Consider the following 15500-nt stretch of genomic DNA (forward strand, 5'->3'; position numbering starts at 1 on the left):
GCGATGTTGACCCGGTTCATCAAGATCCAGCTGATCATCTTCACGATCCTCACCGTCGCCGCGGTCGCGGTGCTGGGGCTGTACTACCTGCGGCTGCCGAGCCTGGCCGGCGTCGGGCAGTACACGCTGTACGCGCAGCTGCCCCGCTCGGGCGGGCTGTACGCCACCGGCAACGTGACCTACCGCGGCACCCAGATCGGCAAGGTCACCGAGGTCGAGCCGACCGAGAACGGCGCGCGGGCCACGATGAGCATCAGCAACGACTACAAGATCCCGGTCGACGTGACCGCCGAGGTGCATTCGGTCTCGGCGATCGGCGAGCAGTACCTCGACCTGGTGCCCGCCGCCGACACCAAGCAGTACCTCAGCCCCGGCCAGACGATCACCAAGAGCACGGTGCCCGCCGAGGTGGGTCCCGCGCTCGATGCGGCCAACCGCGGACTGGCGGTGCTGCCGAGGGAGAAGATCGACTCGTTGCTGACCGAGACCTCCGCGGCGGTCGGCGGGCTGGGCCCGTCGCTGCAGCGGCTCGTCGAATCGACCACCAACCTGGCCGAGGGATTCCGCGACAACCTGCCGCAGGTCAATGACATCATCACGAACGCGGCGCCGATCCTCGACAGCCAGGTGCAGTCCGGGGATGCGATCGGCCAGTGGTCGCGCAACCTGAACATCATCGCCGGGCAGACCGCGGAGCAGGACTCCGCGCTGCGTAGCGGCCTGCAGCAGGCCGCGCCGACGCTGGATCAGGTGTCGACGGTGTTCAACGACGTCCGCGACTCGCTGCCGCAGACGCTGGCGAATCTGTCCGTGGTGATCGACATGCTCAAGCGCTACAACAAGGGCCTCGAGCAGGCGCTGGTGATCCTGCCGCAGGGCGCGGCGCTGTCCCAGGCGGGCACGATCTTCGAGAACGAGGGTCTGCTGCACTTCGGCCTGTCGATCAACCTGCCGCCACCGTGCCTGACGGGCTTCCTGCCCGCTTCGGAGTGGCGATCGCCGGCCGACACCAGCATGGCGCCGCTGCCGTCGGGCACCTACTGCAAGATCCCGAAGGATTTCCAGGGCAACGCGGTGCGCGGTGCGCGCAACTATCCGTGCGCCGATGTGCCGGGCAAGCGGGCGGCCTCGCCGCGCGAGTGCCGCAGCAACGAGCCCTACGTCCCGCTGGGCACCAACCCCTGGTACGGCGATCCCAACCAGATCCTGTCCTGCCCGGCGCCCGGCGCCCGCTGTGACCAGGGCGTCGACCCGGGCCGGGTGATCCCCGCGCCGTCGGTGAACAACGGGACCAACCCGTTGCCCGCCGACAGGTTGCCGCCCGTACAGACCACCGCGCCGGTCAGCGATCCGATCAGCCAACCGGGCTCGGGTACGGTCAGCTGCAGCGGTCAACAGCCCAACCCGTGCATCTACACTCCCGCACAGGGGCCGCCCGGCTCCACCGCGGCGTACAGCCCGCAGAGCGGTGAAGTGGTAGGGCCCGACGGTGTGCGCTACAACGTCAAGAATTCGACGAACCCAGGAGACGACGGATGGAAGGAGATGCTGGCACCAGCCGGCTGAACCCCCCCATCGACACTGACGACCCAACCGGCGGGCAGGAGTCCGAGGCGCCGGGGATCGACACCGGCGGCCTCGAGGAGTCCGAGGCGCCGGACACCACGTCCGTCGAAGAACCGACCGATCCGCGCCGGCCGTCCCGACTGGGCACCGGCTGGGTCGCCGCGATCACGCTGCTGCTGGTCCTGCTCACCGCGGGCGCGGTGGCCGGCGGGTACTTCGCGCTCCGGGCCAACGAGCGGGGTGCCGCGATCACGCGCAGTGACGAGGCGGCACTCGCGGCCGCCAAGGAGTGTGTGGCGGCCACCCAGGCTCCCGACACCGCCGCGATGACCGCCGCGCAGTCCAAGATCCTGGACTGCTCGACCGGCGACTTCGGCGTGCAGGCCGGGCTGTTCAGCAGCGTGGTCGCCGAGGCGTACCAGGCGGCCAACGCCCGGGTCGCGGTCGACGATCTGCGCGCCGCGGTCGAACGGCACAACGACGACGGGTCGATCAACGTGCTGGTCGCGGTGCGCGTGAAGATCACCAACTCCGAGGCGGCCGACCAGCAGGTCGGATACCGGCTGCGCGCCACCATGGCCTTCGACGAGGGCCGCTACCGGATCGCCAAGCTGGACCAGGTCACGTCGTGACGGTCGTCCTCCCGATCTCGGCGTCACGCGCCGACGACGCCGCGCCGGATCCGACGCCGGCGTCCTGGGCGGCGCGGGCGGGCGCGCTCGTGGTCGACATCGTGCCCGGGGTCGCGGTCGTCGCGACGATGGCGCTGCTGGCGCTGGCGTCGCCCGCCGACGGCTGGGCGCGCTGGGTGTTCACCGGGGCGGGGGCGGCGGCACTGTTCGCGATGGCGCTGAACCGGTTGGTGGCGCCCGCCGCGACCGGGTGGACGCTGGGCCGGGCCTTGTTCGGCATCGCGGTGCGTGACCGCAGCGGCGCGCCCGTCGGCATCGGCCGGTTGGCGCTGCGCGAACTGGCGCACCTGGCCGACACGCTGGCGGTGTTCGTCGGATGGCTGTGGCCGCTGTGGGACGCCAGGCGCCGCACCTTCGCCGACCTGCTGGCCCGCACCGAGGTGTTGCGCGTCGAGCGGCCCCGTCGGGACATGCGACGGCTGGTGGCCGTGTTCCTGCTCGCGGTCGCGCTGCTGTGCGCCGCGGCCGCCGGCCTGGGATATCTGACGGTGTACCGGCATGAGCGCGCGGTCGACGCGGCGCGGGCCCAGATCGCCGAGCAGGGCCCGCGGATCGTCGAGCAGATGCTCAGCTACGGCGCCGACACGATGCCGGCCGATTTCGCCCGCGCTCAGGGGTTGACCACCGACGGCTACCGCCCGCAGTTGGTCGCCCAGCAGCAGGCGGCTCAGAAGGCGGGCGTGAAGTCCAACGAGTACTGGGCGGTGAGCAGCGCGGTGCTGACGAACCCGCCGGTGACGCCGGATCAGGTGTCGATGCTGATGGCGATGCAGGGGCAGCGCGGCGACGATCCCAAGGACCTGAAGTTCATCACCGCGACGGTGCGGGTGGACTTCGACCGGTCGGCCGACGGACAGTGGCGGGTCGCCAACCTGACCGTGCTGAAGAAGCCGCAGATGAATCAGGCGCAGCAGTGAGCCCGCGCCGCAAGGTCGACGACACCACGGCCGACTACTTCACCCGCACCCCGCGTCCGCCGCGCCGGTGGGGGCTGACCGTCGTGTCGGTGGTCGCGGCGCTCGTCGTGGCGGCGGCGCTGACGGCCAGCACGTTCATGCTCGTCCGCCACGAGTCGGACCGTCGGCAGGCGCTCACCGAGGCGGCGGCACTGGGTTACGCCCGCGAGTTCATGACGACCTACACCAGCCTGGATCCGTTCAACGCCAACGCCTACACCGACCGGATCGCCGCGCAGGCCACCGGCGAGTTCGCGAAGAACTTCAAGGAGAAGCAGAACGCGATCCTGCTCCAGGTCGCCCAGGCCGAGCCCACGACCGGTGACGTGCTGGAGGCCGGGGTGCAGCGGTGGAACGACGACGGCAGCGCCGACGTCCTGATCGCGACGAAGGTGACCTCGAAGTCGCCGGACGGCAAGACGACGATCGAGAGTGGGAGTCGCTGGATCGCCACGACGATCAAGGAAGGACAGCAGTGGAAGATCAGCAACCTGGTTCAGGTGATCTGACCACCGACGACGAGGCCGTCACCTCGACCGGCGACACCCTCGAGGGAACCCCGCAGCGTCGCCGCCGGTTCTTCCGGCGCCGGACCGTGTCCGCACCCCCGGAGGCCACCGACACCGCCGCGGACGCCGCCGCGGCGTCCGAGCCGCCCGCCGAGGACCAGCCCAAGACGCCTGTCGGGAAAGCGGCCCGCGCCGCTCGCACCACGCCCTCGCCGGAGGAGCCGGCCGACATCGGAAGCGACACCGACACCGAGACCGACCCTGGGGCCGAGACCGACCCACCCGCCGAGGTCGTCCTGGTGCCGCATCGGCCCGCGGGCGCACGGACGATCGGCGTCGCGGTGGCCGCCTCGGTGCTGTTCGTCGGCGGCGGCGCCTTCGCCGGCGCGATGGTGCAGCCGTACCTGGCCCAGCGTGCGCTGAACGCCACCAAGATCGACATCGCCCGCACGGCGACGGCCGCGATCACCGCGCTGTGGACCTACACCCCCGACGACATGCCCACGCTCGCCGACCGGGCGTCGAAGTTCCTCTCCGGCGACTTCGCGGGCGAGTACCGGAAGTACATCGACGCGATCGTCGAACCCAACAAGCAGGCGCAGGTCACCAACACCACCGAGGTGGTCGGCGCCGCGGTGGAGAGCGTGTCGCCGGCCGGCACCCCGACCGAGGCGACCGCGCTGGTGTACACGAACTCCGTCGCGACCAGCCCGGTCACCAAGAACATCCCGTCGCTGCGGTACCTGTCCTACCGGTTGACCATGACACGCCACGACGGCGACTGGCTGATCACCCGGATGTCGACCATCACCTCGTTCGACCTCACCCCCAAGCTGTAGAACCGGCCCGACGGTGCCGCCGCCCCCTTCGCCGGTGTCGCACCGGCTGACGCTGACCGCGCTGCTGCTGCTCACCTTCACGACGGGGCTTATCGACGCGGTCAGCGTGCTGGTACTCGGGCATGTGTTCGTCGCGAACATGACCGGCAACGTGATCTTCCTGGGGTTCTGGTTCGTCCCGCACTCCGGCGTCGACCTGACCGCGGCGATCGTGGCGTTCGCGGGTTTCGTGGCGGGCACCATCATGGGCGGCCGGCTGTCGCGGCACCTGGACAGCCACGTGCGGCGCTGGCTGGTCACCGCACTCGGCACCGAGGCGCTGCTGCTGGCGGTGCTCGCGGTGCTCGCCGGCACCGGGGTGCTGGACTATCACGACAACCGCAAGCTCATCCTGATCGCCGGGCTGGCGGTGGCGTTCGGCGCGCAGAACGCGACGGCCCGTCAGTTCGGCATCCAGGAGTTGTCGACCACGGTGCTGACGTCGACGATCGTCGGGATCGGTTTCGACAGCCGGCTGGCCGGCGGGACCGGTGACCGGGAGAAGCTGCGCTACGGCGTGGTGGCGACGATGTGCCTCGGCGCGGGGGTCGGTGCGACGCTGACGCGGTTCACCGTCGCGCCGATCATCGGGCTGGCGGCGCTGATCGTCACCGCGAGCGCGGCGATCTTCTGGTTCGGTGAGCAGGGCTGACGTGTTCCACGTGAAACGCGACGCCCGGGCGCCGGCGGGCTTCTTCGCGTGCGAGGCGGCGGGGCTGCGCTGGCTGGCGGCCGCCGACGGGGGAGTGCCGTGCGCTCGGGTGGTCGCGATGGACGAGCAGTCGCTGACGTTGGAGCGGTTGACGACGGCCGCGCCGACCGAGCGTGCCGCGGTGGCGTTCGGTGCAGGCCTGGCCCGCACACACGCCGCGGGTGCCGACGGATTCGGCGCGCCCCCGCAGGGCTGGACGGCACCGGACGGATTCTTCGGCCCGCTGGACCGGCCGCTGCCGATGAGCTACAGCCGGGAGGCGTCCTGGGGCCGGTTCTACGCCACCCACCGGCTCAGACCGATGGCCGAGCGCGCCGCGCCGCGTCTGGACGCCGCCGCCCGGGACGCCGTGCAGGCCGTCGTGTCCCGTTGTCTGGCAGGCGATTTCGATGACCCGACCGAAGAACCGAGCCGGTTGCACGGCGACCTGTGGAGCGGCAACGTGATGTGGACGCCCGGCGGGGTGGTGCTGATCGATCCGGCCGCCCACGGCGGACACCGCGAGAGCGATCTGGCGATGCTCGCGCTGTTCGGCTGCCCGCACCTCGACGCCGTGCTGGATGGCTACCAGAGCGTGCGGCCGCTGGCCGACGGCTGGCGGGGCCGCGTCGGCCTGCACCAGCTCTACCCGCTGCTGGCGCACGTCGTGCTCTTCGGCGCGGGCTATGCCGCCCCGACGGAGGCGGCGGCGCGCAGCGCGCTTTAGTTGAACGCGAGCCACGCGGGCTGCGCCCGCTCGTGCGAATCGCACAGCACCGCCATCGTGTCGCAGGAACCCTGCGGGGAGCCGGCGCCGGCCCACATGCCGCCGGTGTCGCGACGCAGCACGATCGCCGAGGATCCGCCGCCGTCGAGCAGGACGGCGGTGTCGCTGCCCAGGCCGCGGAACAGGTCCTGGATCTGGTCGGGGGTGTAGCTGCCGCCGGAGAAGACGTACATCTCGTCGCGGTCGCGCACGTAGGCGATCGCGGTGCGGGCCGCACTCGGCCCGGGATCGTTCATCTGGCCGGTGTCGCCGGGGGCCAGCAGTCCGAGGCCGGCCACCGCGACGAAGCGGGTGCCCTTGTCCAGCAGACCCGCGATCACCGGGGAGGCGGCGTCGAAGTCGTCCTCGCTGCGGGGCGGGACGACGAACGGCGCGCCCTGCACCGGCAGGATCATCGTCGACAGCGCCATCCAGTTCTCGTTGCCGCCCGAGAGCCCCTGCTTGCCCGCGTAGGCCAGCGTGCCGGTGACCGCCGCGTTGGTGCGGCCGAGGTTGCGGGTGTTGTCGACGTAGGCGCCCAGCGGCGAGCTGCACCCGGTCGACTTCCACGAGCCGCCCTGCTGCCCGCGCACGTCGAAGAAGTTGGCGTTGATCGCGATCGTCGGCTGCCCGAGCACCTGCCACGCCTGCAGCGGCGAGTAGGTCTCCGAGGCCTGCAGCAACCCCTCGGCGGTCCGTGCCCGCGGATCGCGCTCGCAGCGTGCCTGGAAGCCGGTGTGCGAATCGGCGAGCAGCCGCGGGGCCAGCCGAGTGGACGCCGCCTTGATGATCATCAGCCGGCCGCCGTTGGTCATCTCGTACCAGCGACCTGCGGCGTCGAGCATCGGCGCGGGGAATCCGCCGCCGAAGTTGTAGACCAGATACGAGCCCTTGGTGTTGGCGATCGCGCCGGCGAGCAGCTCGCGGGCGCTCGCGGCGGTGGCGGGCGCTGCCATCACCCCGGCGGCCACCAGCGCGGACACCACCGCGGCGGCAACGCCGGACACCACGCGGCGAATGTTTGCGACAGGAGTCGGCACCAGCGGCTCCTCTCGAAGGTGGGTCGACGAACCCGGTCGTCATGACAGCATTGATCCCAGTAGTCACACTGTCAACTTTCGTCACAGCAACATCACAGGACGGTTCCGGGCGGGTCGCCGAGGTGTTTGCTGAGAATCGGGTAGACCAGGAACATGCCCACCGTGTCCCGCACCTTCACCGTCAGTCCGCCGCCCACGGTCGTCCTCGACTACCTCAAGGATTTCGCGCACTCCGAGCAGTGGGATCCGGGCACGCAGCACTGCGAACGCATCGATAGCGGTCCGGTCGCCGAGGGCGCCTACTGGCACAACGTCTCGAGGATCCTGGGCCGCACCGCGGAGCTGACCTACACGCTCGACGAACTCAGCGACCACAGGGTGGTGTTCGTCGGCGAGAGCAGCTCGGCCACGTCTGTCGACACCATCACGATCGAGCCGGACGGCGCCGGGTCGGTGATCACCTACGAGTCCGAACGGCAGATGCACGGCGCCGCACGGCTGCTCAATCCGGTGATGAAGTTGGCGGTCGACAGGCTCGCCGGCGACACCGAGCGGCAGTTGACCGCCGTGCTCAACGACCTGGCCGACCAGCGGGATCAGGCCGGCGGCGCCAGACGGTAGATCGCGTCGGCGGCGTCGTCGGTGACGTAGACCGCGCCGTCGGGTCCGGCCACCGCTGCCACCGGGCGGCCCCAGCGCGATCCGTCGTCGGCCTGGAAGCCGCCGACGAGCGTCTGCTGGTCGCCGAGAGTCCCGTCGCGCCACCGGAAGAACGACACCTCGGGTTCGCGGGGTGGGGTGGCGTTCCACGAGCCGTGCACCCCGACCAGCGCACCCTGCGCAAACGGCTCGGGGAGCACGCCGGTGGTGAAGCTCAAGCCCAGGGGCGCCGAGTGGGCGCCGAAGCTCTGTTCGATCGGCGGCAGCGCCGCACAGTCCATCCGGCTGCCATCGGCGTTGGTCTGGACATCGCGGACCAGCGGCAGGTTCGCCGGGCCGCCATCGGGATTGCAGTACGGCCAGCCCAGTTCGCGTCCCGGCGACAGGCGCGCCAGCTGTTCGCGCGGATGCTCGCTGACGTAGGACGGATCCACCTCGCCGGTGCGCGGATCGGCGATGTTGTCGCGGCCGTTGTTGGCCGTCCACAGCGCGCCGTCGGGGGCGACCGCCAGGCCGGTGCCGTTGCGGACGCCGGTCGCGAACGGCGCCGCGGGCCCGCCCCCGGGGGGCACCCGCATGACCGTCGCCCGCGGTGGGGTCGCGGTGCGGTCCGCGGCCGTGATGTTGCCCGTCGACCCGATCGAGAAGTACACCGCCCCATCGGGTCCGACCGCCACGCTCTTGAGCGCGTGGGCGTAGGCGCCGCGCAGGTCGGGGCTCTTCGCGTCGGGTAATCCGTCCGCTACCACGCGCGGGGTGGTGGCCGTGCCCTCGCGGTAGTCGTACGCGTCGACCCGGTTGCTCTGCGCGACGTAGAGCGTGCTGCCGGCGAAGGCCAACCCGTGCGGCTGGTCCAGGCCGTCGAGCAGCACCGACTCCTCGGCGCCTGCGCCGCGCGGTGTGAACCGCAGCACCGTGCCCGCGCTGGGCACCGACACCAACAGCGTGCCGTCGGGCGCCCAGGTGGCCAGCCGTGGGCGGGGCGTGCGCGCCCACACCGACAGCGTCCAGCCGGCGGGTACCCGCACCTGTCGCGGCTCGTCGAACGGTGCCTGCGCCAGGCCCTGCGGGACCCCGACGGTGACCACGTCGGTGCCGGTGGCCGGTGGCGCCGAGGACGCGGTGGCGCCTGTCGAGGACGTCCGCGGGGACGGTGCCGGTGCGTCGATACACCCCGCCAGCAGGGCTGCGCCGACGAGCAGCGCACCGATTCGGTTATGCCGCAGCAAGTCCGGCATGCATCTCCCAGACGAGGATTTCGGCGGCATCGGTGGCGGTGACGCGCTGACCACCCGACGCGGTGAACCGCACGGCGTCACCTTCGTGCAGCGGTCCGGCGCCTTCGAGGACGACCTCGCCGCGCGGCACGAACAGGTGCAGGTACGGCGCGTCGGGCAGTTCCACGCTCTGCCCCGGCTGCAGCCGGGCGCCGTGCAGCGCCGCGTAGCGGTTGCGGATCGTGATCGCGGCGGCGTCGCTGTGCTCGGGCATGCCGGAGGCGATCGTGACGAGGCCGCCGCGCAGCAGCTCGTCGTCGATCTCGAGCTGCTGGTAGCCCGGCGTGATGCCGGATTCGTCGGGGACCACCCACATCTGGACGAAATGCACGGGCTCACTGTGCGTTTCGTCACCGGTCAGCGTCCACGAGTCGTTCTTCTCGGAGTGCAGGATGCCGCGGCCGGCCGACATCCGCTGCGCCAGTCCCGGGTAGATGACCCCGGAATGGCCGGTGGAGTCCTGGTGCACCAGCGAGCCGCGCAGTACCCACGTGACGATCTCCATGTCGCGGTGCGGGTGGGTGTCAAAGCCGGTGCCGGGCTTGACGATGTCGTCGTTGTTGACGAGCAGCAACCCGTGGTGGGTGTTGTCGGGTTCGTAGTGACCGCCGAACGAGAACGAGTGCTTGGAGTCCAGCCAGGCGATCTTCGTGGCGGCGCGATCCTCGGCGCGCCGGATGTCGACGACGCTGTGGGTGGTGGTCATGCGATCACTCCTCGGGAGTCTTGGCCAGCCTAGGTGGCTGCTCTGCGTCCGACAACATGCATGACACATCATGTATTCCGTACAGTGGGGTGATGGAATGGCTCACGGCCGAGCAGCAGCGCATCTGGCGCGACTACCTGGCGATGACCAGCAGGCTGCACACGGCGATGCACCGTCAGCTCCAGGCCGACTGCGAACTCTCGCTGTCCGATTACGACGTCCTGGTCGCGCTCTCCGAGCGGGGTCCGCTGCGCATCACCGAGCTCGGCGAGCTGATCGGCTGGGAGCAGAGCCGGCTCTCGCACCAGCTGCGCCGGATGCGCGGGCGCGGTCTGGTGGCGCGCGAGGGCGATGACGACGACCGCCGCGCCGCGACGGTGACGATCACCGACGCGGGGCGCTCTGCCCTGGAGACCGCGGCGCCCGGGCACGTCGACCTGGTCCGGTCGGTGGTGTTCGACGGGCTGTCGGCGGCCCAGCAGCGCGCGTTCGGCGCCGCGATCGACACGGTGCTCGACCGCCTCCGGGCAGCCGGCAGGGCCGACGAGACGACTCCGCCGCGGTGAGCTACTCCTCGACCTCCTCGACGAAGGCCCGCAACCGGTCGATGCGCCGGTCCCAGTGCTGCGACAGCGTGGCCAGGTAATCCTGAGCGGCGAGCAGCGACGTGGTCTGCACCGTCCAGATCCGCTCGCGGCCCCGCTTCTCGCTGCGCACCACCCCGGCCGATTCCAGCAGCGCGAGGTGCTTCGCGGCCGCCTGCCGGGTCACCGGGACCGACTGCGTCACCGTTGACGTCGAGCACGGTCCGGTGTCGCACAGCCAGATGACCATCCGCAGCCGGTGGGGATCGCCCAGCGCATCGAACAGCGGCGCCGCTGTCGCCGCGCTCACTGTCGAGGTCACGCCCACTGCGGTGCCGCCACGTACCGCCCGATGAGGCGGAGCTGGGTGGCCCAGCCGCCGCTGTTGTCGGCGAACGCCGCGGCACGACGGGATTCGGGGAGGGCGTCGAAGCCGGACTCCACGATCTCGACGAGCACGCCGTCGTCGGCCTGAGTGAGCGTGAACTCCACCAGGGTGGTCAGGTCCGCGAACTCCGGTTCCGGCAGCGGATTCCACCGGAACGCGAAACGGCGGGGCGGCTCGACCGTGACGACGTGCAGCGGGAACGTCATGCCGGCGAACGACTCCTGGCTCGCGGCGACCTCGTCGTCGACCGCGGTCGGTGTCATCACGCCGGTGACCGTGGTCCCCGCGACGAACGGCCCGTCGACGGTCATCCCGAACCAGATGCCGAACTCCGCGGAATCGCTGATGGCCCGCCACACCCGGTCGAGGGGGGCTCGCAGCAGTGCGCTCTTCTCGATGCGATCAGGCATTTCATGCAACCTCCTGGTTGCCTTTCACGCTAGACCACATCACGGCCAATACGCAACCGTTTGTTTGCCTATCGGGCCGGCTCACAGCGTGGCGGGCAGGCCGAACTTCTCGAACAGCGATTTCTCCATGAACGCCACGACGTGGGCGATGCCCGTGTTGCGGATGTCGAGCACCTGCAGTTGGAACGCCTCGTGCACGCCGGTCTGCGGGTTGCGCATGTACATCGCCGCGGCCGGCTGGCCGTTGGCGGTGGTGCGCAGGTAGAGCATGTCGCCGGGCCCCTCGGCGGGGCAGTGGTTCTTCGACAGCGACACGATGTCGGCCGGGCCGTCGTACCAGCCGTCGAACGGCGGCATCTCCCAGATCGCATCGGCGGTGAACAGCTCGACCAGCCGGTCGATGTCGTAGGTCTCGAACGCCGCGATGAAGCGGTCCAGCATCTCAGCCGTCTCGGGCGAGTCGACGTCGGCCGCCTCGTCGTCACGGGTGGGCGCCACCTCGTCGAGTTGCGCCCGGGCCCGCTGCAGCAGGCTGTTCACCGCGGCGGTCGAGGCGCCGATCGCCGCGGCCACCTCGGCGGCCTTCCACTGCAGCACCTCGCGCAGCACCAGCACCGCGCGCTGCCGCGGCGGCAGGTGCTGCAGGGCCGCGATGAACGCCAGCCGCACCGATTCGCGGGACTCGACGATCACCGACGGGTCGGACGGATCCTCCCGCGGCGCGTCGGGCAGTGGCTCCAGCCAGGTGATCTCGTGGCGCTCGTGGAGCTCACCGAGGGGGTCGGACGACGGCTGCCCCAGCCCGCTGGGCAGTGGGCGCTTGTTGCGGCCCTCCAGTGCGGTCAGGCAGGTGTTCGTCGCGATCCGGTACAGCCACGTGCGCACCGAGGACTTGCCTTCGAAGCCGCCGTAGGACTTCCACGCCCGCAGATACGTTTCCTGGACCAGGTCCTCCGCATCGTGCAGGGAACCGGTCATCCGGTAGCAGTGCGCGAGCAGTTCCCGCCGATACCGCTGGGCGTCGGCGAGAAAGGCGTCCTCGGCGCTGCTGCCATCGACAGCCAACACGGTCACGTATCGCAGCCTACGCAGCAGCACCGACAGGGTCAGCCCCCTCGAGCGCGATGAGACCTCGGTGTCGGCAGACTCGCCCGCTAGTCTGCCGGTCATGGCCGTGACGCGAACCGAACGCAGCTTCGACGGAGTCGGCGGCGTGCGCATCGTCTACGACACCTGGACGCCGGATCAGCCGCCGCGCGGGGTCGTGGTGCTGGCCCACGGATACGCCGAGCACGCCCGCCGCTACGACCATGTGGTGGCCCGGTTCGCCGACGCCGGCCTGCTCACCTACGCCCTCGATCACCGCGGCCACGGCAGGTCCGGCGGCAAGCGCGTCTACCTGCGCGAGATGGCCGAGTTCACCGCCGACTTCCACACCCTGGTCGGCATCGCCGCCGACGAGCACCCCGATCGCCCCCGCATCGTGCTCGGGCACAGCATGGGCGGCGGCATCGTGTTCAGCTACGGCGTGGAGCACCCCGGCGACTACACCGCGATGGTGCTGTCCGGGCCCGCCGTCGACGCGAACGAGTCGGTGTCGCCCGTGAAGCTGCGGGCCGCCAAGGTGCTGGGCCGGATCGCCCCCGGGTTACCTGTGGAGAACCTGCCGGCCGACGCGGTCTCCCGGGATCCGCGGGTGGTGTCCGCCTACGAGGCCGATCCGCTCGTCTACCACGGCAAGATGCCCGCCGGCATCGGCCGCGCGCTGATCGGGGTCGGCGAGACCATGCCGAAGCGCGCCGCGGCGATCACCGCGCCGCTGCTGGTGGTGCACGGCGAGGCCGACCGGCTGATCCCCGTCCACGGCAGCAGGCGTCTGCTCGAGTGCGTCGGCACCACCGACGCCCACCTCAAGGTGTATCCCGGCCTCTACCACGAGGTCTTCAACGAGCCGGAGCAGGCGCTGGTGCTCGACGACGTGACGTCGTGGATCGAGTCGAAGCTGTGAGACGCGTCCTGGCGATGCTGCTCGGGCTGGCGGTGCTGCTCGTGGCCGGCTGCTCGTCGAACGCGCCGACGTCCGCGCCGGCGTGGGTCGACGAGGAGGTGTCGTTCACCGCCGACGGGCTGACCCTCTACGGCACCTACCGGCACCGCGACACCGACGACCGCGGTCCGGCCGCGCTGCTGATCTCCGAGAGCGGCAACACCGACCGCAACGGCGACAACCAGGTCGCAGGCCCCATCGGCAACATGCGCCAGCTCGCCGAGCTGCTGTCGGAGCGGGGCGTGGCGACGCTGCGCTACGACAAGGTCGGCACGGGCAAGACGGGTATCGGCCCGTACGCCGCCCGGCCCGGCGACGTCGTCAGCGGCGTCTACACCGCGGGCGCCGGGGCCGCCCTGCGCTTCCTGGCGGGCCGGCCCGGCACCGATCCGGACCGGGTGTCGATCTACGCGCTGGGGGAGGGCACCATCCACGCGCTGACGCTGGCCGGTGACGCCGCCCCCGACGCCCCGAAGGTCCACTCGCTGGGCCTGTTCCAGCCGCTCCCGGGCCGGTACCTCGACATCATCACCGACCGGGTGAAGGCCGACGGCAAGCCCGAGACGGTCGCCGCCTGGACCGCGGCTGTCCAGCAGATCCGCACCCAGGGCACGGTGCCCGACAAACTCCCCGACGGGCTGAACGCGATCGTCAACCCCGGCAACCTGAAGGCGGTCATCGACGCCGACCGGATCGACCCGCTGGCGCTGGCCGCGAAGGTGCCCGCGGGCACCCCGGTGCTGCTCACCTGCTCGGACGCCGACAACCAGGCCCGCTGCCAGAACGTGCGGCCGCTGGTCGACGCGCTGAGCCGGACCGCGCTGACCGTCGTCGAACTCAAGGGCGTCAACCACGTGCTGCGCGACGACCCGACCGACAGCATCGCCAACTACTCCAAGAAGGATCCGCTGTCCCCGCAGCTGGTGTCCGCGCTGGACGCGTTCGCCGCGAAGTGACCGACCGGCTGTGGATGAATTCGGTTGTGGGGATGAGCAATACTGGTCGGCGATGACATGTCTGCGGCCCGTCCTAGGTTTTCGGGCATGAGCACTGACGAGAAGATGTTGGCCCGCATCGCCGCGCTGCTGCGCCAGGCCGAGGGCACCGACAACGAACACGAGGCCGAGGCGTTCATGGCGGCCGCGCAGCGGTTGGCCACCGCGACGTCGATCGACCTGGCGGTCGCGCGGTCGCACAGCCAGACGCGGACCGCCGCGCAGGCGCCGGTGCAGCGCACCATCACCATCGGCGAGCCCGGCGCTCGCGGGCTGCGCACCTACGTGCAGCTGTTCGTGGTGATCGCCGCCGCCAACGACGTGAAATGCGACATCGCGTCGAACTCGACGTTCGTCTACGCCTACGGCTTCGCCGAGGACATCGACGCCACCCACGCGCTGTACACCAGCCTGGTGCTGCAGATGGTGCGCGCGTCGAAGGACTACATCGCCTCCGGCGCGCACCGGCCGACACCCACCATCACCGCGCGCATCAACTTCCAGCTCGCCTTCGGGGCGCGGGTCGGGCAGCGGCTGGCCGAGGCGCGCGAGCAGGCCCAGCAGGAGGCGACGAGAGGTCCGGCGAGTGATCCGGGCACCGCAATCGCGTTGCGCAACAAGGACCTCGAGCTCAAGGACTACTACCGGCAGACGTCGCGGGCGCGGGGCACGTGGCGGGCCACCAGCGCGACGGCGGGTTACTCCTCGGCGGCGCGCAGGGCCGGTGACCGCGCCGGGCGGCGGGCCCGGCTGGGCGGCGAGACGGAGCTGGCGGGGGCACGCCCGGCACTGGAGAGATGACCCGGGACGCGCAGCGCGCGAAAGTGTATGCCGCAGAAGGCTTCGTCCGGACGATGTTCGACCGGGCAGCCGAGCGCAACAACCGGGTCGTCGAGTTCTTCGGCACGCAGCTGACGCTGCCGCCGGAGGCGCGTTTCGCCTCGGCGGACTCCGTGCAGGCCTATGTCGACGACGTGCTGGCGCTGCCCGCCGTCACCGCGACCTGGCCGGGCCGAGGGCCGCTGCGGGTTCGGCCGCGCCGCGGGGCGACCGCCGCGCACTACGAACGCGCCGGCGACGGGGCGACGATCGCCGTGCCGGAGGGCCGCGCGATGTGGGCGCTGCGGGAGCTGGTGGTGCTGCACGAGATCGCCCACCACCTGTGCGACGCCGATCCGCCGCACGGACCGGAGTTCGTCGCGACGCTGCGTGAGCTCGCCGCCGCGGTGATGGGTCCCGAAGTTGCCCACGTCCTGCGGGTCGTGTGCGCGAACGAGGGCGTGATCGGCTGAGCCACGCGCGGTACGGTCGCTGATGTGACCGAGCCCGACTGGG

At 71.0% G+C, this 15500-nt stretch carries 19 protein-coding genes; 13 read left to right on the plus strand and 6 right to left on the minus strand.

Translation table 11 applies throughout. The annotated features are described in order from the left end of the window. The first annotated feature begins 3 nt into the window (after positions 1-3). The 7 genes from MCHLDSM_RS25880 to MCHLDSM_RS25910 are packed head-to-tail and all read left to right on the plus strand — an operon-like array spanning position 4 to position 6019. Positions 4-1566 (plus strand): virulence factor Mce family protein, encoded by a 1563-nt coding sequence (locus MCHLDSM_RS25880; protein WP_048472588.1) that lies wholly within the window; start codon positions 4-6, stop codon positions 1564-1566. Next, the gene (locus MCHLDSM_RS25885; RefSeq protein ID WP_048472589.1) at positions 1536-2198 is read left to right on the plus strand and encodes an Rv1363c family protein; all 663 of its coding nucleotides are present in this window, start codon (positions 1536-1538) and stop codon (positions 2196-2198) included. The genes MCHLDSM_RS25880 and MCHLDSM_RS25885 overlap by 31 nt, the downstream gene beginning before the upstream one ends. After that, positions 2195-3175, plus strand: a complete 981-nt coding sequence (locus MCHLDSM_RS25890; protein ID WP_048472590.1) for an RDD family protein — start codon at positions 2195-2197, stop codon at positions 3173-3175. The genes MCHLDSM_RS25885 and MCHLDSM_RS25890 overlap by 4 nt, the downstream gene beginning before the upstream one ends. Next, a complete protein-coding gene (locus MCHLDSM_RS25895; protein ID WP_048472591.1) occupies positions 3172-3723 on the plus strand; it encodes an Rv1363c family protein in 552 nt (183 codons plus the stop codon). Before MCHLDSM_RS25890 ends, MCHLDSM_RS25895 begins: the two co-directional genes overlap by 4 nt. Beyond that, positions 3690-4562 (plus strand): hypothetical protein, encoded by an 873-nt coding sequence (locus MCHLDSM_RS25900; RefSeq protein ID WP_048472592.1) that lies wholly within the window; start codon positions 3690-3692, stop codon positions 4560-4562. The genes MCHLDSM_RS25895 and MCHLDSM_RS25900 overlap by 34 nt, the downstream gene beginning before the upstream one ends. A 34-nt stretch (positions 4563-4596) precedes the next feature. Then, positions 4597-5253, plus strand: a complete 657-nt coding sequence (locus MCHLDSM_RS25905; protein WP_234714187.1) for a YoaK family protein — start codon at positions 4597-4599, stop codon at positions 5251-5253. Next, positions 5240-6019, plus strand: a complete 780-nt coding sequence (locus tag MCHLDSM_RS25910) for a fructosamine kinase family protein (protein WP_234714188.1) — start codon at positions 5240-5242, stop codon at positions 6017-6019. Before MCHLDSM_RS25905 ends, MCHLDSM_RS25910 begins: the two co-directional genes overlap by 14 nt. Here MCHLDSM_RS25910 and MCHLDSM_RS25915 read toward each other — a convergent pair. Beyond that, on the minus strand, positions 6016-7098 hold the full coding sequence (locus MCHLDSM_RS25915; RefSeq protein WP_048472595.1) for a phosphodiester glycosidase family protein: 1083 nt from the start codon (positions 7096-7098) through the stop codon (positions 6016-6018). The genes MCHLDSM_RS25910 and MCHLDSM_RS25915 overlap by 4 nt on opposite strands. Before the next feature lie 153 nt (positions 7099-7251). Here MCHLDSM_RS25915 and MCHLDSM_RS25920 point away from each other — a divergent pair, with 153 nt between their 5' ends. Next, a complete protein-coding gene (locus tag MCHLDSM_RS25920) occupies positions 7252-7719 on the plus strand; it encodes an SRPBCC family protein (protein ID WP_048472596.1) in 468 nt (155 codons plus the stop codon). Here the strand turns inward: MCHLDSM_RS25920 and MCHLDSM_RS25925 are convergent. After that, entirely contained in the window at positions 7695-8996 is a 1302-nt protein-coding gene (locus MCHLDSM_RS25925) for a PQQ-dependent sugar dehydrogenase (protein ID WP_048472597.1), read from the minus strand. The two genes, MCHLDSM_RS25920 and MCHLDSM_RS25925, sit on opposite strands and share 25 nt — an antisense overlap. Then, positions 8974-9741, minus strand: a complete 768-nt coding sequence (locus MCHLDSM_RS25930; RefSeq protein ID WP_048420547.1) for a pirin family protein — start codon at positions 9739-9741, stop codon at positions 8974-8976. The genes MCHLDSM_RS25925 and MCHLDSM_RS25930 overlap by 23 nt, the downstream gene beginning before the upstream one ends. Before the next feature lie 92 nt (positions 9742-9833). On the opposite strand from MCHLDSM_RS25930, the gene MCHLDSM_RS25935 reads away from it, so the two are divergent. Continuing rightward, on the plus strand, positions 9834-10307 hold the full coding sequence (locus tag MCHLDSM_RS25935; protein WP_048472598.1) for a MarR family winged helix-turn-helix transcriptional regulator: 474 nt from the start codon (positions 9834-9836) through the stop codon (positions 10305-10307). Between the two features lies 1 nt (position 10308). On the opposite strand, the gene MCHLDSM_RS25940 is transcribed toward MCHLDSM_RS25935, so the two are convergent. The 3 genes from MCHLDSM_RS25940 to MCHLDSM_RS25950 all read right to left on the minus strand — a co-directional run bounded on the left by MCHLDSM_RS25940 (position 10309) and on the right by MCHLDSM_RS25950 (position 12227). Further along, entirely contained in the window at positions 10309-10647 is a 339-nt protein-coding gene (locus tag MCHLDSM_RS25940) for an ArsR/SmtB family transcription factor (protein WP_082169110.1), read from the minus strand. Beyond that, positions 10644-11123, minus strand: coding sequence for an SRPBCC family protein (locus MCHLDSM_RS25945; protein ID WP_048472600.1), 480 nt, complete (start codon positions 11121-11123; stop codon positions 10644-10646). The genes MCHLDSM_RS25940 and MCHLDSM_RS25945 overlap by 4 nt, the downstream gene beginning before the upstream one ends. Positions 11124-11204: 81 nt before the next feature. Beyond that, positions 11205-12227: a sigma-70 family RNA polymerase sigma factor gene (locus MCHLDSM_RS25950; RefSeq protein WP_048472988.1), complete on the minus strand. Its 1023-nt coding sequence runs from the start codon at positions 12225-12227 to the stop codon at positions 11205-11207. A 64-nt stretch (positions 12228-12291) separates the two neighbouring features. On the opposite strand from MCHLDSM_RS25950, the gene MCHLDSM_RS25955 reads away from it, so the two are divergent. From MCHLDSM_RS25955 to MCHLDSM_RS25970, 4 genes are all read left to right on the plus strand, one after another. After that, a complete protein-coding gene (locus MCHLDSM_RS25955) occupies positions 12292-13131 on the plus strand; it encodes an alpha/beta hydrolase (protein ID WP_048472601.1) in 840 nt (279 codons plus the stop codon). Positions 13132-13145: 14 nt separating this feature from the next. Continuing rightward, on the plus strand, positions 13146-14126 hold the full coding sequence (locus tag MCHLDSM_RS25960) for a hypothetical protein (protein WP_048472989.1): 981 nt from the start codon (positions 13146-13148) through the stop codon (positions 14124-14126). Positions 14127-14213: 87 nt separating this feature from the next. Beyond that, positions 14214-14966, plus strand: coding sequence for a DUF2786 domain-containing protein (locus MCHLDSM_RS25965; RefSeq protein ID WP_048472602.1), 753 nt, complete (start codon positions 14214-14216; stop codon positions 14964-14966). Further along, entirely contained in the window at positions 14963-15457 is a 495-nt protein-coding gene (locus tag MCHLDSM_RS25970; protein WP_048472603.1) for a TIGR04338 family metallohydrolase, read from the plus strand. The genes MCHLDSM_RS25965 and MCHLDSM_RS25970 overlap by 4 nt, the downstream gene beginning before the upstream one ends. Positions 15458-15500 lie beyond the last annotated feature (43 nt).

The sequence above is a fragment of the Mycolicibacterium chlorophenolicum genome (assembly GCF_001044235.1).
In the GTDB taxonomy this organism is placed as follows: Bacteria; Actinomycetota; Actinomycetes; order Mycobacteriales; family Mycobacteriaceae; genus Mycobacterium; species Mycobacterium chlorophenolicum.

Excerpts from the sequence above, each read along its gene's own strand:
- MCHLDSM_RS25925 (WP_048472597.1), bottom strand. The coding sequence starts at position 8,996 with ATGCCGGACTTGCTGCGGCATAACCGAATCGGTGCGCTGCTCGTCGGC.
- MCHLDSM_RS25955 (WP_048472601.1), top strand. The coding sequence starts at position 12,292 with ATGGCCGTGACGCGAACCGAACGCAGCTTCGACGGAGTCGGCGGCGTG.
- MCHLDSM_RS25930 (WP_048420547.1), bottom strand. The coding sequence starts at position 9,741 with ATGACCACCACCCACAGCGTCGTCGACATCCGGCGCGCCGAGGATCGC.
- MCHLDSM_RS25960 (WP_048472989.1), top strand. The coding sequence starts at position 13,146 with ATGCTGCTCGGGCTGGCGGTGCTGCTCGTGGCCGGCTGCTCGTCGAAC.
- MCHLDSM_RS25880 (WP_048472588.1), top strand. The coding sequence starts at position 4 with ATGTTGACCCGGTTCATCAAGATCCAGCTGATCATCTTCACGATCCTC.
- MCHLDSM_RS25965 (WP_048472602.1), top strand. The coding sequence starts at position 14,214 with ATGAGCACTGACGAGAAGATGTTGGCCCGCATCGCCGCGCTGCTGCGC.
- MCHLDSM_RS25935 (WP_048472598.1), top strand. The coding sequence starts at position 9,834 with ATGGAATGGCTCACGGCCGAGCAGCAGCGCATCTGGCGCGACTACCTG.
- MCHLDSM_RS25970 (WP_048472603.1), top strand. The coding sequence starts at position 14,963 with ATGACCCGGGACGCGCAGCGCGCGAAAGTGTATGCCGCAGAAGGCTTC.
- MCHLDSM_RS25945 (WP_048472600.1), bottom strand. The coding sequence starts at position 11,123 with ATGCCTGATCGCATCGAGAAGAGCGCACTGCTGCGAGCCCCCCTCGAC.
- MCHLDSM_RS25920 (WP_048472596.1), top strand. The coding sequence starts at position 7,252 with ATGCCCACCGTGTCCCGCACCTTCACCGTCAGTCCGCCGCCCACGGTC.
- MCHLDSM_RS25885 (WP_048472589.1), top strand. The coding sequence starts at position 1,536 with ATGGAAGGAGATGCTGGCACCAGCCGGCTGAACCCCCCCATCGACACT.